At 66.6% G+C, this 12777-nt stretch carries 12 protein-coding genes; 5 read left to right on the plus strand and 7 right to left on the minus strand.

What is annotated here, in order from left to right; translation table 11 throughout:
* Window positions 1-48: 48 nt before the first annotated feature.
* From topA to ACN9M4_RS16110, 3 genes are all read right to left on the minus strand, one after another.
* Window positions 49-2784, minus strand: a complete 2736-nt coding sequence (gene topA / locus ACN9M4_RS16100; protein ID WP_426299600.1) for a type I DNA topoisomerase — start codon at window positions 2782-2784, stop codon at window positions 49-51.
* An 82-nt stretch (window positions 2785-2866) separates the two neighbouring features.
* Window positions 2867-3511, minus strand: coding sequence for an ArsR/SmtB family transcription factor (locus ACN9M4_RS16105; RefSeq protein ID WP_426299602.1), 645 nt, complete (start codon window positions 3509-3511; stop codon window positions 2867-2869).
* 38 nt (window positions 3512-3549) lie between these two features.
* The gene (locus tag ACN9M4_RS16110) at window positions 3550-5292 is read right to left on the minus strand and encodes a DUF7059 domain-containing protein (protein WP_426299604.1); all 1743 of its coding nucleotides are present in this window, start codon (window positions 5290-5292) and stop codon (window positions 3550-3552) included.
* Between the two features lie 91 nt (window positions 5293-5383).
* On the opposite strand from ACN9M4_RS16110, the gene ACN9M4_RS16115 reads away from it, so the two are divergent.
* From ACN9M4_RS16115 to ACN9M4_RS16125, 3 genes are all read left to right on the plus strand, one after another.
* On the plus strand, window positions 5384-5830 hold the full coding sequence (locus tag ACN9M4_RS16115) for a hypothetical protein (protein ID WP_426299606.1): 447 nt from the start codon (window positions 5384-5386) through the stop codon (window positions 5828-5830).
* A 24-nt stretch (window positions 5831-5854) separates the two neighbouring features.
* Window positions 5855-6394, plus strand: coding sequence for a hypothetical protein (locus ACN9M4_RS16120; RefSeq protein ID WP_426299608.1), 540 nt, complete (start codon window positions 5855-5857; stop codon window positions 6392-6394).
* A gap of 68 nt (window positions 6395-6462) precedes the next feature.
* Window positions 6463-6999 (plus strand): hypothetical protein, encoded by a 537-nt coding sequence (locus ACN9M4_RS16125; RefSeq protein WP_426299610.1) that lies wholly within the window; start codon window positions 6463-6465, stop codon window positions 6997-6999.
* A 66-nt stretch (window positions 7000-7065) separates the two neighbouring features.
* On the opposite strand, the gene ACN9M4_RS16130 is transcribed toward ACN9M4_RS16125, so the two are convergent.
* Window positions 7066-7959 carry a rhodanese-related sulfurtransferase gene (locus tag ACN9M4_RS16130; protein WP_426299612.1) on the minus strand — a complete coding sequence of 298 codons (894 nt, stop codon included), beginning with the start codon at window positions 7957-7959 and terminating at the stop codon, window positions 7066-7068.
* A gap of 159 nt (window positions 7960-8118) precedes the next feature.
* Between ACN9M4_RS16130 and ACN9M4_RS16135 the strand changes: the two genes are divergently transcribed.
* Window positions 8119-8814: a GNAT family N-acetyltransferase gene (locus ACN9M4_RS16135; RefSeq protein ID WP_426299614.1), complete on the plus strand. Its 696-nt coding sequence runs from the start codon at window positions 8119-8121 to the stop codon at window positions 8812-8814.
* 71 nt (window positions 8815-8885) lie between these two features.
* Window positions 8886-11228: a DEAD/DEAH box helicase gene (locus ACN9M4_RS16140; protein ID WP_426299616.1), complete on the plus strand. Its 2343-nt coding sequence runs from the start codon at window positions 8886-8888 to the stop codon at window positions 11226-11228.
* Between the two features lie 97 nt (window positions 11229-11325).
* On the opposite strand, the gene ACN9M4_RS16145 is transcribed toward ACN9M4_RS16140, so the two are convergent.
* From ACN9M4_RS16145 to ACN9M4_RS16155, 3 genes are all read right to left on the minus strand, one after another.
* Window positions 11326-11613 (minus strand): Rv3654c family TadE-like protein, encoded by a 288-nt coding sequence (locus ACN9M4_RS16145; protein ID WP_426299618.1) that lies wholly within the window; start codon window positions 11611-11613, stop codon window positions 11326-11328.
* Window positions 11614-11708: 95 nt separating this feature from the next.
* Window positions 11709-12290, minus strand: a complete 582-nt coding sequence (locus ACN9M4_RS16150; RefSeq protein WP_426299620.1) for a TadE family type IV pilus minor pilin — start codon at window positions 12288-12290, stop codon at window positions 11709-11711.
* A complete protein-coding gene (locus ACN9M4_RS16155; RefSeq protein ID WP_426299622.1) occupies window positions 12287-12673 on the minus strand; it encodes a DUF4244 domain-containing protein in 387 nt (128 codons plus the stop codon). Before ACN9M4_RS16155 ends, ACN9M4_RS16150 begins: the two co-directional genes overlap by 4 nt.
* Window positions 12674-12777 lie beyond the last annotated feature (104 nt).

Consider the following 12777-nt stretch of genomic DNA (forward strand, 5'->3'; position numbering starts at 1 on the left):
GGAACACTGCGGGGTCGCAGCGTTCCGGCGAATCGTCCCTGACCGGGGCTACTTCTTGGCGGCAGCCTTCTTGGCCGGCGCCTTGCGCGTAGTGGTGGTGCGCTTGACCGGGCCCTTGGCGCGCTTTTCGGCGAGCAGCTCGATGGCCTTCTCGCGCGTCAGTTCCTCGAGCGAAGTTGCACGCGGCACGGTGATGTTCGTGACGCCGTCGGTGATGTACGGGCCGAAGCGGCCTTCCTTCACCACGATGTTCTTCTCAGACACGGGGTCCGGGCCGAACTCGGCCAGCGGCGGAACAGCGGCGCGCGCGCCGCGCTGCTTGGGCTGCGAGTAGATCTCCAACGCCTGTTCCAGGGTGATCGTGAAGATCTCCTCTTCGCTGCCGATCGAACGGGAGTCCGTGCCCTTCTTCAGGTACGGCCCGAAGCGCCCGTTCTGCACCGTGATCGGGGTGCCTTCGGCGTCAGCGCCCAGCACCCGGGGCAGGCTCATCAGGGCCAGGGCATCGTCCAGCGTGACCGTTTCCACGGTCATGGACTTGAACAGCGAACCCGTGCGCGGCTTGGCCTTGACGGGCTTCTTCGGCGGCTTCGGCTTGCCGTTCTTGTAGTACTCCACCGGGAGCGCGGCCAGCTGCTCGTCCGTCATTTCCGGGATGATCTCGGTGACGTAGGCGCCGTAGCGGCCGTTCTTGGCGACCACGGTGTGGCCGGTGTGCGGGTCGGCACCGAGCACGCGCTCTTCCGGGGCCGCGGTTTCCATCAGCTCGACGGCCTTGGCCGGGGTGAGCTCGTCCGGGGCGAGGTCTTCGGGAACGTTGGCCCGTGCAGACTCCACGATCTCGCCGGTCTTGGCGTCCACGGTGGGCACGGAGCTTTCCAGGTACGGGCCGAACTTGCCCACGCGGAGCGTGATGCCTTCGGCGATCGGCACGGAGTTGATGTCCCGCGCGTCGATCTCGCCCAGGTTGTTCACGATGCTCAGCAGCCCGGGATCGCTGTCCTCGCCATAGTAGAAGTGCTTGAGCCACGCGGCTCCCACCTGCTGGCCGTTGGCGATCTTGTCCAGGTCGCCTTCCATGTCGGCGGTGAATTCGTAGTCCACGTAGTCGGTGAAATGCCGTTCGAGCAGGCGGATCACCGAGAAGGCGATCCAGCTCGGTACCAGCGCGGAGCCCTGCTTCCGGACGTAGCCGCGGTCCTGGATGGTGGAAATCGTCGAGGCGTAGGTGGACGGGCGGCCGATGCCGCGCTTTTCCAGTTCAGCGGTGAGCGAGGCTTCCGTGTACCGCGGCGGCGGGGACGTTTCGTGCCCGACGGCGACAATTTCCGACGCCTTCAGGGCGTCGCCCTTCGCGACGTTCGGCAGGCGGCGGCCTTCGTCCGAGTCGTCGTCGCCACGGCTTTCGTCCTTGCCTTCTTCGTACGCGGCGAGAAAGCCGGGGAAGGTGATGACGGTACCGGAAGCCGAGAACTCGGCGTCGCGCCCGTCCGCGGACGCCGCGCCGAGGCGGATGGTCGCCGTCGAACCCTTGGCGTCGGCCATCTGGGAGGCCACGGTGCGCTTCCAGATCAGCTCGTAAAGGCGGAATTCGTCCCCGCTGAGCTGGCCGGCCACCTGGGCCGGGGTGCGGAAGGAGTCGCCGGCGGGACGGATGGCCTCGTGGGCTTCCTGGGCGTTGGCGGCCTTGTTGGCGTAGACGCGGGCGCCCTGCGGAATGTATTCGGGCCCATACAGCTCGGAAGCCTGGCGGCGGGCAGCGGTGACGGCTTCGTCGCTCAGTGCCGAGGAGTCGGTACGCATATAGGTGATGTAGCCGTTTTCATACAGGCGCTGGGCGATCTGCATGGTGCTCTTGGAGGAGAAGCGCAGCTTGCGGCCGGCTTCCTGCTGCAGCGTCGAGGTCGTGAACGGCGCTGCGGGGCGGCGCGTGTACGGCTTGGTGTCGACGGAGCGGACCTCGAAGGCCGCCTTCTCCAGCCCGGCGGCCAGGGACGCGGCGAGCTGCTCGTCAAGGTGCACTGCATTCGCGGAGACGAGGACGCCGTCGTCGTTGAAGTCACGGCCGCTGGCGACCTTGGCGCCGTCCACCGCTGCAAGCTTCGCTTTGAACGAAGAAGCGGAACCGCTGTCCGCGCCGAACTGGCCGGTGAGGTCCCAGTAGGAGGCGGACTTGAAGGCCATGCGTTCACGTTCGCGGTCCACCACCATGCGGGTCACCACGGACTGCACGCGGCCGGCGGAGAGGCCGCGGGCCACCTTGCGCCACAGCACGGGGGAAATCTCGTACCCGTAGAGCCGGTCCAGGATCCGCCGGGTTTCCTGGGCGTCCACCAGGGCCGTGTCCACGTCGCGCAGGTTGTCCATGGCGCGGTGGATGGCTTCCTTGGTGATTTCGCCGAAGGTCATCCGGTAGACCGGGACCTTGGGCTTAAGCACTTCCAGCAGGTGCCACGCGATGGCTTCGCCCTCGCGGTCCCCATCGGTTGCGAGGTAGAGCGCGTCGGCGTCTTTCAGCTGGGCCTTGAGCTCGGCAACCTTCTTCTTCTTGTCCGGAGACACCACGTAGTACGGCTTGAAGTCGTTTTCGATGTCCACGGCGAACTTGCCCACCGAGGTCTTCTTCAGTTCAGCAGGCAGGTCCGAAGGCTGCGGGAGGTCCCGGATGTGGCCGATGGAGGCCTCGACAACAAAGCCTTCGCCAAGGTACTTGGCAATGGTCTTGCTCTTGGCCGGCGACTCCACGATCACGAGTTTCTTGCCGGATTTTGCCTTGCTGGGCACGGTGCTCCTACGGAAAAAAGAATGGCTTGGGCTGGTGCCCATATTGGCCTAGTTCACCACAAATTGCAGAATCCTGCCTTTGCTAGGTGGATAAGCCGGGGCTCCGGTCGTCAGGGATCAGCGACCACATGGTGGCCATTCGCTCGGCGCCTGACGGAATGCTGGCAGGGTCGTCGAGTTCGTAGTCGCGCAGGATCTCGTCAATCCTGCTGTTGAGTTCGACCCGCTGTTCCATGGTCAGGTACAGGAGTTTGCTCGCCAGGATCATGGCCGCGGAGGAGTCGGAGGCCTCGCCCTTGGCACGCTGTTCGTTCCGGGTGCGCGAATAGGCCAGCGCACGGCGGCGGAACACGTCGAGTTCGAGATCGACGACGGCGAGTTCCGGGCTGGCGACGCTGCTGCCCGAGACAATGTTGAAGTCGGTTCCTGCCGCCTTCCAGCGGCGCTCCCGCGCGTCGCCGGTGGTTTCGGCGGGCACGACGATTCCCCACTTCTGCAGGGCGCGGAGGTGGTAGCTCATGGCGCTCGGGGTGAGGCCGGTCTGGGCCGCGAGCTCAGTGGCGGTACGGCTCAGCTGGGATTCGTACAGCTCGGAAATCACTTCGAGCCTGGCCGCGTGCGCAAGGGCACGGATGGCCTTGGGGTCGGTGATTTCGACCGTTTTTTCCGGGCGGCGCCGGCGTTTTGTTGGGACCTGTTCCGCGCTGGCCCCGTTCTCTTCATTCACCGGATCAGTGTAGCCGGAGCCGCTTTGCGTCCCGTCGTTCACCCGTGAGCTTGCTCCGCGGGTTCCTGTGCGGCTTCCCGTGCGGCTTCCTGTGCGGCTTCCTGCGCGGCTTCCTGCGCGGCCGCCGAATCCGCCGGCAGCAGGAAGCCGTCACGGACCAGGTTTCCCACTTCGGAGAGCAGGCCTGCGCGGAAGGCGTCTCCGTCGAAGTCTTCGCCTCCGCCCAGCAGCGCCGCCAGGGCGGCAATCAACTGCCGTACGGAGAGTTCGCCGTCGCAGGCCGAAACGAAACCGGCGAGCTCGGTGCTCAACAGGTTGGTCCGGCGCAGGCCCGCGCCCTGCCGCAGCAGGATGACGCCTGGATGTTCAGCCCCGGGCCGCTGGTGGCGTTCCTCCGTGACGTCCTCGGCGACCAGCAGGTGGGCGTCCTCCAGTGCGTGTCCGGCAAGCCAGTCACCGCGTTCGACGGCGGCTCCCAGATGGGGCCCGACCGGCTGCTCGATCGGGTAGGTGATTTCCTCGAAGCGCCTGATACCGTCCGAAGCCGGGGCTGGTCCCGCCGGCGCGTTCTTCGCAGGGCGGCGCAGCCAGATCATGCCGAAGCCGACCGCAGCGACGTCCCGCGATGCAAAGTCCGCGAGGTATGCGGCGTACGTTCCGCGGTACAGGCCCTTGTCCCGGCCTTCGGACGCGTCCTGCAGCCAGGTTTCCGCATACACCTCCGGCCCCACCTGCTCGCGCTGGATGAACCAGGCCTCGGTGTCCATTCCATCCAGCCAGGCGGCGGGCCTCTCGCTCCAGCCCGCACCCGTGGTGATCTCCCAATTGCCGAGCATCTGGGCCGTTCCCCCGGGAACGAGCACCTCCGGAAGCGCACGGACCAGCGAGGAGACGATCTGGTCCCCCGGCAGGCCGCCGTCGCGGTACGTGAACTGTTCCGAAGCCTCCTCGCCACTGCTGCGCGGAGTAATGACGAAGGGCGGGTTGGATACGACCAGGTCGAACTGCTCGCCTGCCACAGGATCCAGCAGGGAGCCCAGGCGCAGGCTGACCCGGTCCTCCGGGCTGTCCGGGTCCAGGCCCAGGGCCGCCGCGTTCAGGAGCAGGTTGAAGCGGGTGAAGGCCAGGGCCCGTTCCGAAATGTCGGTGGCCGTGACGTGCCTGCAATGTTCCAGAAGATGAAAGGTCTGGATGCCGCAACCGGTGCCGAGGTCCAGGGCGCGGGCCGCCGGGCGGCGGACGGTGCTCTGGACCAGGGTGGTGGAGGCCTGCCCGATGCCGAGCACATGGTCGTGCCGCAGGACCCCGGGCCGCTGGTGCGCCGCGAGGTCGCTGGCGACCCACAGTTCGATGCTCCGGCCGTCTCCGGCATCCCAGCCGTAGGGGCGCAGATCCACCTTGGCGGCGACAGCACCGCCGTCGTGCAATTCTGCAAGTCCCAACTCGAGCAGTCCGGCCGTGCCGGTTCCCGGCAGGGCGGCGTCGACGTCTTCCGCGGACTGCGGAACTGCGAGCAGCCACAGCCGCACGACGACGGCGAGCGCCGTGGCAGCCTCCGGTTTGCCTTCCAGTGCGGCCGGCTCGGTGGCGAGCAGCGCCGGGACGAGCTGGTCCCGGCCGAGGGCGTCGTGGGCGGAGGCACCGAGGAGCTCCGCCACGCCGTCCAGGGTGAACCCCGCGGCGCGCAGATCCCCGGCCAGGGAGGTGAGTAGCTCCGGAAGGTCGCTCCGGGGCGCGTCAGGAGTATTGCCGGCGGTGAAATGCGTTGCGGAATCGGTCACCCTGAAAGTCTAGGCGGACGCTTCATGTGCCGATCGAGCGGTTCGCGGCTATGTGGAAAATGGCACCCTCCGGAAGCGGTAGCGTGGAAACATGGCTTTCCTTCCCTCCACAACCCGCGCCGCATCGCGTTGCGCGGCACTGGGCCTCATGGTCGCATCGGCGCTGGCGGTGGCTTCCTGCTCCGCGGCTCCTTCCATTGAGGACGCCGACGTTCCGGCCTGGAAGGCCAAGGTGCTGCCGTCCGCTGCCGGCGTTGTCATGGAGGACTCCGGCAAAATCCTCAAGCGCGAGCCCCTGGTCAAGTCCGCGGCTGTTCCTGCCGGCGACTACACCTTGACCGTGGCCTGCGACGGCGGCGGCAAGGCCTTCTTCGAGGTCTCCTCGGGCGGGCAGGACCTCACCGAAGCCGGCGCGGCCTGCAACGGCAGCTACGAAACCACGCGTGCGGAACTGCCGTCCGGAGGGACCGTGAAAATCACGACGAACAGCGTGGACGTGCCCCTTCTTTACGCGTACCAGCTGGTCCCGGCCAGGTAGCGTTCCTTCGGCTAGGCTCTCCCCATGGCTGTGTGGGGGCGGGCAATAGCGGTGGTGGCAGTATTGGGCGCCTTGACGGCGTGTGAGTATGCGGAGGACGGAGAGCCGCGGCCCGCCGCCCGGCCAAGTTCCTCGGCCGCGCAGCCGGATGTCTTTCCGGCACCGGCCACGCCGGATGCTGCGTGGCTGGCACGGATGGACCGGAGGACCGCGGAGGTGAACCGGCTGCTGGGAACCTCGGGCGACCTCGTATTCGGAATGGTCGGTGGCCTAGGCGACGGTCATTCGGCCGAGGCAACACAGGGAACCAGCGATGCCATCCCCGCCGGCGACTACGTTTTCAGAGTCGCATGCGCCGGCGACAAAGACATTCATTTCCAAAGACTCCGCAGCCGCAGCACTCCGGAAGGCTTCACCATTTCCTGCGGCAAGGTCACCGAAATCCGTCGTACGCTGCCGGGTGGGACGCTCACGGTCGAACTCGCCGGACTGAGACAAGGGACGGAAGCCGTCGGCGGCGTCCGGGTCGTCAAGGCTCCGGCCAAGGCTCCTCCCAATCCGTAGCCCCCGTCCGCAGTTCCCCGGCAGGGACAGCTCTGACGGCGCCGCACGTGCGGGCGTAAAGTCGGAACATGGGCCGGTACCGAGCCCTCAAGGTGCCCCGGAAACGGCGGCCGATTGCCGCCGTCGTGCTTTGCTGCGTGCTGGCGTCCGCCGGGCTGGCCGCCTGCGAATACAGCTACGACGACGGCCGCGAACCGCTGCCCGTGCGCCCCGCGCCGGTGATCACCGACCCGGTGCTGCCGAGGGACCCGGGGCTGGATTACACCGTCTCTGGGGAGGCGTTGAATGCGTGGGTGCTGGCGGTCCTGCCGGGCGAGAACGGCCAGACGTTCTTCACCAGCTATGGATTCCTGGGCTCGGGGGAATCCCGGATGGAACGGACAGGCCTGCTGCCGGCCGGAACGTATTCTGTCACCCTCGCGTGCCGGGGCGCGCGCCAGGCGTCCTACACCGTGCGGGACGTCAAGGACGCGGTCATCGAACTCACGATCAATTGCGGCCAGACCCGTGTGAACGTGATCGAACTGCCGAAATCCGCGGTGCTTGAAGTCACGGTCCAAGCCGTCCGGCGGGCGAACTTCGCCTACCGGGTGACCAGGATCTGAGCCGGTTCACGGGGCGGTTGGTCTCAGGATCTGCGCCGGTTCACGTGGCATCCGGTTTGGCGCGGTTCAGGCCGCGCAACCTTGCGGGCAGCGCAGGGTTTCCGGGCTGGCGGCACATTCGGCACAGTAGAGCGTGAGGTTGCGGCAGCTGGGGTTGGAACAGTTTTCGAACTTGTTAGTCGGGCCTTCACAGCGGACGCAGGCTCCGATGGTTTTCGCGTCCTCGCTGAACTCCACGTGCATCCGCTTGTCGAAGACGTAGAGCGATCCTTCCCACAGCCCCTGGTCCTTGAACTTTTCGCCGTAGCGGACGATTCCGCCGTCCAGCTGGTACACCTCCTTGAAGCCGCGGTTCACCATAAGGCTGGAGAGGACTTCGCAGCGGATGCCGCCGGTGCAGTAGGTGACGACGGGCTGGTCCTTGAGCTCGTCGTACTTTCCGGACTCAAGTTCCTTGATGAAATCGTGCGTGGTTGCCACATCCGGGACGATCGCGTCCTTGAACTTGCCGATCTGTGCCTCGAAGGCATTGCGGCCGTCGAAGAATTTCACCTCCTGGCCGGCGGCTTTCTTCTCCTCCAGCATGGCGTGCAGTTCTTCGGGCTTGAGGTGGACGCCTCCCCCGACCACACCGTTCCCATCGACCTTCAGCTCGCCGGGTGCGCCGAAAGAGACGATTTCGTCCCGCACTTTGACGCTGAGGCGCGGGAAGTCTTCCGCACCGCCATCGGACCACTTGAAGTCGATGTTCCGGAAGCCTTGGTACTCCCGGGTGGTCTTCACGTACTGCTTGACGTTGCCGATCTCACCGCCGACCGTGGCGTTGATTCCGTCCTTCGAGATCAGGATGCGCCCGGTCAACCCGAGCTTCTCGCAGAGTGCACGCTGCCACAGGCGCACGGCTTCCGGGTCCGCGATCGGAGTAAAGCCGTAGAAGAGCACGATTTTGTTCAAAGCCACGCATTCAAGGTTACCGGGGCGCGGCAAACCGGGGCTTCCGGGGGCTCCGAAGGCTCCTGAACCCCGCCGCGGGCCCGGACTGTCATGGCCCGGACTGTTAATGCAGCTGTTACTGCATCCCCCTGTTGCTTCCCGGCCCGCTGGGAATAGTCTCTCTACATGAGTCCAGACGCCTTGGTTGAAGACATCACGCATCTGCTGGAGGTCTGGGTGGCCGGTTGGGCCGGCTGCCGGGGCTACGAAACCCGCAAGGAAGGCCGGTTCCCTGCCGCACTGCGGGCTGACAAGACGGGCGACTGGGAATACTTCGCCCACAACCCTTCGGACGCGGAATTTGCCGAGCTGGCAGCCAGGACTTCAGAGGCTCCGACACGCATCCTGACTATCCTCAGCAATGACCTCGCCCGCTACACTTTCCTGGCCAACGAGCATCGCCTGAACATCACCTCCGCATCCCAGACCATGATGATCGTGGACATGGAGACCCAGGATGCCGAGGATCCCTGGCTCTCGGATGAGTCCTTGAAGCTCACGACCTCCCAGAACAAGGGCGTCCACTACGCCGAAGTCCGTGCAGGTGACGAGCTCGCCGCCAGCGGACGGGTGTGCGTCGTGGGCACCACAGCGGTCTTCGACAGGATCGTTACCGAGCCGGCTTTCCAGCGCCGCGGCCTGGGCAGCTTCATCATGAAGGCACTTGCCGCGCAGGCGTTCGAGCACGACGTCGAGAACGGGCTCCTGTTGGCTTCCCTGGACGGCCAGAAGCTTTACTCGCACCTCGGATGGCGGAGTATCAGCGGGGTCCTGATGCTTTCCACGTCTTCCGCCCAGGATGGCGACCTCTCAGTCGACTAACCTCCGCCTGGTCAGTGGACCCCGGGTCCAGCCCGTGAGCCTGCAATCCCCGCCGGTGACAGAATGATCTGGTGGACAACGCCGAATCCCTGATCTCCCTCCTGGGCCGTAGCCCGGATCCGGAGCAGCTTCGCCATGTCCACACGATTCCGGCCCGCAAGGCCGTCCACGAGCCGTGGCCGGGGTGGGTTCACCCGGACATCGTGGAAGCCTACGGTTCACTGGGCATCCACGAACCCTACCGGCATCAGATCGAAGCGGCCGGCCTCGCCCACTCGGGCGAACACGTGGTGATCGCCACGGGCACGGCATCCGGCAAGTCCCTCGCTTACCAGCTGCCCGCATTGGATGCGATCCACCGCTCGGAGCTGCGGGTACTGTCGGAACCCGGAAAGATCCACGACGACGGCGCCGTGGCCCTCTACCTGGCACCCACAAAGGCCCTGGCCGCCGACCAGCTCTCGGCGCTCCGTGCCCTCGGCCTGCCCACGGTCCGCGCGGAAAGCTACGACGGCGATACCGATGTTGCGGCCCGGCGCTGGATCCGTGACCACGCCAATTTCATCCTGGCCAACCCCGACATGCTGCACTTCGGAATCCTGCCGAACCACCAATGGTGGGCACGGTTCTTCCGCCGCCTCCGCTACGTGATCGTGGACGAGGCCCATAGCTACCGTGGCGTGTTCGGTTCCCATGTGGCCAACCTGATGCGCCGGCTGCGCCGCATCTGCGCATACTACGGGGCGGGTACCTCCTTCCCTGAACCGGTTTTCATCGCCGCCTCCGCCACCGCCTCCGACCCCGGGACGTCCTTTTCCCGGCTCATCGGGGCTCCGGTCCGCGAGGTGTCCCGGGACAGTTCCCCGCACGGGGCCACCACCGTGGCGCTGTGGGAACCTTCCCTGACCGAGCTCAAAGGCGAAAACGGTGCCCGGACCCGGCGGACGGCTGTGGCGGAAACGGCTGACATCATGGCCAACCTCGTGTCTTCGAGGGTCCGGACCATTGCCTTCATCAAGTCCCGCCGCGGAGCCGAGAGCATCTCGTCCATTACCAAGAGGCTGCTGGACGAGGTGGATCCCGGGCTTCCCCGGCGGGTGGCGGCATACCGTTCCGGATACCTTCCCGAGGAGCGCCGCGCCCTCGAGAAGGCGCTGCGCAGCGGAGAACTCCTGGGAGTATCCAGTACTTCGGCCCTTGAGCTCGGAATCGACATTTCCGGGCTCGACGCCGTGCTCGTCGCCGGGTGGCCCGGAACCCGGGCATCCCTGTTCCAACAGATCGGCCGGGCGGGGCGCGCAGGCCAGGACGCCATCGCGGCATTCGTGGCCAGTGACGACCCCCTGGACACGTACCTGGTCAACCATCCCGAGGCGATCTTCGATGTCTCGGTAGAGGCCACGGTGTTCGACCCCGGCAATCCCTACGTGCTTGGACCCCACCTCTGCGCCGCCGCAGCCGAGTTGCCCATCGGGAGCACCGAGCACAGCCTCTTCGGCCCCACGGCCGAGGCCCTGCTTGGCCAGCTCGTCACCCAGGGCTACCTTCGGAGGCGCCCTGCGGGCTGGTTCTGGACACATCCCGAGAGCGCTGCCGGCATGGTGAACCTGCGCAGTGACGGCGGCGGCCCGGTGAGCATCGTGGACGCGGATTCCGGAACCCTTCTGGGAACCATGGACTCGCCCCAAACCCACTACCAGGCGCACACCGGGGCGATCTATGTGCATCAGGGCGACAGTTACCTGGTTGAGGAGCTGAACGAGCAGGACCACTGCGTGGTGGTACGGCGGACGAATCCCGATTACTACACCACCGCCCGTGATGTAACCCAGATCGAAGTGCTGCAGACGCTGCGGACCATGGAATGGGGCGACATTGCCGTCTACTTCGGTGAAGTGAAAGTGACGACTCAAGTGGTCTCCTTTCAACGGAAGGCTTTGGTTTCCAATGAGGTGCTGGGCGAGGAACCGCTGGATCTGGGCGCTCGGGATCTCTTCACCAAAGCGGTCTGGTTTGTGGTGCACGGCCGTTCGCTCCGGGACGCCGGCTTGATCGAGGCCCAGTTCCCGGGGGCGCTGCATGCCGCAGAACACGCCGCGATCGGGCTCCTTCCACTTGTGGCGTCCAGCGACCGGTGGGACATCGGGGGCGTCTCGACCGCGCTCCATGCCGACACCGGGGTGCCGACCATCTTCGTGTACGACGGTCATCCAGGCGGGGCCGGCTTCGCCGAACGCGGCTACGAAAAGGCCCGTGTCTGGCTGACCGCCACACGAGATGCAATCAAGGCCTGCGAATGTGAAAGCGGTTGTCCCTCGTGTGTCCAGTCCCCCAAATGCGGGAACAAGAACAATCCGCTGGACAAGGCCGCCGCCGTGACCCTCCTTGACGTGCTACTCAAGGACGCGGTTTAGGGACGGGTGGCTCTCCGGGCCGGGGACCGATTGAAGCACCGGGTCCCGAAGCGGCCCGTGCCTGTGGTCTAGACGTGCCGCCACCCTAGAGCACAGGCTAGGGTGGCGGTCCAGCCCTTGAACGGCCGGTCGCACTCCCCAGGTACGACTCCTGCAACAGCCGGGTGCGGACCTCCACGATTCCCCCGCCGACAAGCAAGCAAGAGGTCAACGAGGCGTTGTTCTGGAGCGCCGTCTCCGCCGCTACAGTGCAGGGGTCCCCTGGCTTGAGGCCCCGCGCCGCGTCCGCCGCGGCGAGCGCAGCCAGGTCCGCAGCCGCCGCAGCCCTTTGCGCGTGCACGCCGGCCTGGGTCAGGAGGAGCGCGGCCGCCAGGAGAGTGATCACAAGGAGCCCCAAACCGGCGGCGAGAATGGTCCCCGAACCGAGCTCCGAGAAGCGCCGACCAGCGCGTCCCGGCCCGGTGCCAGGAGCAGGGTACGTCATGCCACGGCCCCGCCGGACCGCAGTGGGATGGGTCCGCCGTCCCCCTGCCAACCCCCGTCCTCGCTTGGCACGGCCTCCCCAAGGACGAGGAAATCCACGGTTCCCTCCAAGCCGGGGTTGCGCAGGTGCGGAGCAGCCGTCCGGTTGGGCATTTCGGTCCGGGCCGAGGCCTTCGCCGTGAGGGTCCACGGAATCACGGCCCCTAACGGACCCCCGACCCGGGCCGACACCGTCACGTCCAGCCACTCCCCTTGCGTTGAAACAGCCGCCGTGGCGGTGTCGCCGGCCAGGCGCCGGGCGATGCTTTCCACCGTTGCGGTTCCTTCGCCGCGGGCCAGCGCACGCGCACCCGCCCTCGCCGCCTCCTCGATCCGGAGCTGGGTGATCCCCGCCGCCGCCCCGGCCAGCAGCATGGCGAGAAGGAGGAGTACCGCGGGCAGGGCGACGGCGAACTCGGCCGTGACCGCCCCTCGTTCCTCACCCGGGCCGGAAAGCCGCCGATTCCTTGGGCGGCGGGCTTTGGCCGCCGCCCAAGGAAACTGCAGGCCGGCCATTGCGTAGCCGGGGCGCGGGCTCATGGCAGGGCGAGCGCCGTGCGGATGAGGTTCAACAGGAAGCTCCTGACTTCCTCGCTCCGAAGAAGGACCACCAGGACGCCGGCAAAGCCGACGGCGGCCAGCGTTGCGATCGCGTACTCCGCTGTGGCCATCCCGAGCTCCGATCCCATGGTCCGGGCCCGGCGCTTGCTCCGGGGAGGACCGCCGGCATGATGCGGCGAGCCAGGGAACAGTTCCACCACAGCTGCGAGACCGTGTTCTTCGGCGACGGGCCGGGCGGCTCGGTTCCCCTCCAGCTCGCCGTGGTCCAGGACCCCGCCGGCATCGCCACTGGGATCACCCTCGTCGCGGTTCAGGCGACTGCGCGGATCGGTAGAGGGGCGGGTAACGGTTTGGACTTTCATTGCGATTCCTTTCTCTGTGCCAGGCGGGGTTGCCGGCTGCTTCCGACTCTTCCCTGGGCGTCTTTCTGCGGTAAGAAGGGGCTTTCCGTAAGTGGAAAACTCCT

Origin of the sequence: Arthrobacter sp. R-11 (assembly GCF_049913155.1) — a bacterium.
Classification (GTDB): Bacteria; Actinomycetota; Actinomycetes; order Actinomycetales; family Micrococcaceae; genus Arthrobacter.

What these genes read in the sequence shown, in the direction of transcription:
- ACN9M4_RS16115 (WP_426299606.1), top strand. Translation starts at nt 5,384, where the DNA reads ATGGCTTTCCTTCCCTCCACAACCCGCGCCGCATCGCGTTGCGCGGCA.
- ACN9M4_RS16120 (WP_426299608.1), top strand. Translation starts at nt 5,855, where the DNA reads ATGGCTGTGTGGGGGCGGGCAATAGCGGTGGTGGCAGTATTGGGCGCC.
- ACN9M4_RS16125 (WP_426299610.1), top strand. Translation starts at nt 6,463, where the DNA reads ATGGGCCGGTACCGAGCCCTCAAGGTGCCCCGGAAACGGCGGCCGATT.
- ACN9M4_RS16135 (WP_426299614.1), top strand. Translation starts at nt 8,119, where the DNA reads ATGAGTCCAGACGCCTTGGTTGAAGACATCACGCATCTGCTGGAGGTC.
- ACN9M4_RS16150 (WP_426299620.1), bottom strand. Translation starts at nt 12,290, where the DNA reads ATGAGCCCGCGCCCCGGCTACGCAATGGCCGGCCTGCAGTTTCCTTGG.
- ACN9M4_RS16155 (WP_426299622.1), bottom strand. Translation starts at nt 12,673, where the DNA reads ATGAAAGTCCAAACCGTTACCCGCCCCTCTACCGATCCGCGCAGTCGC.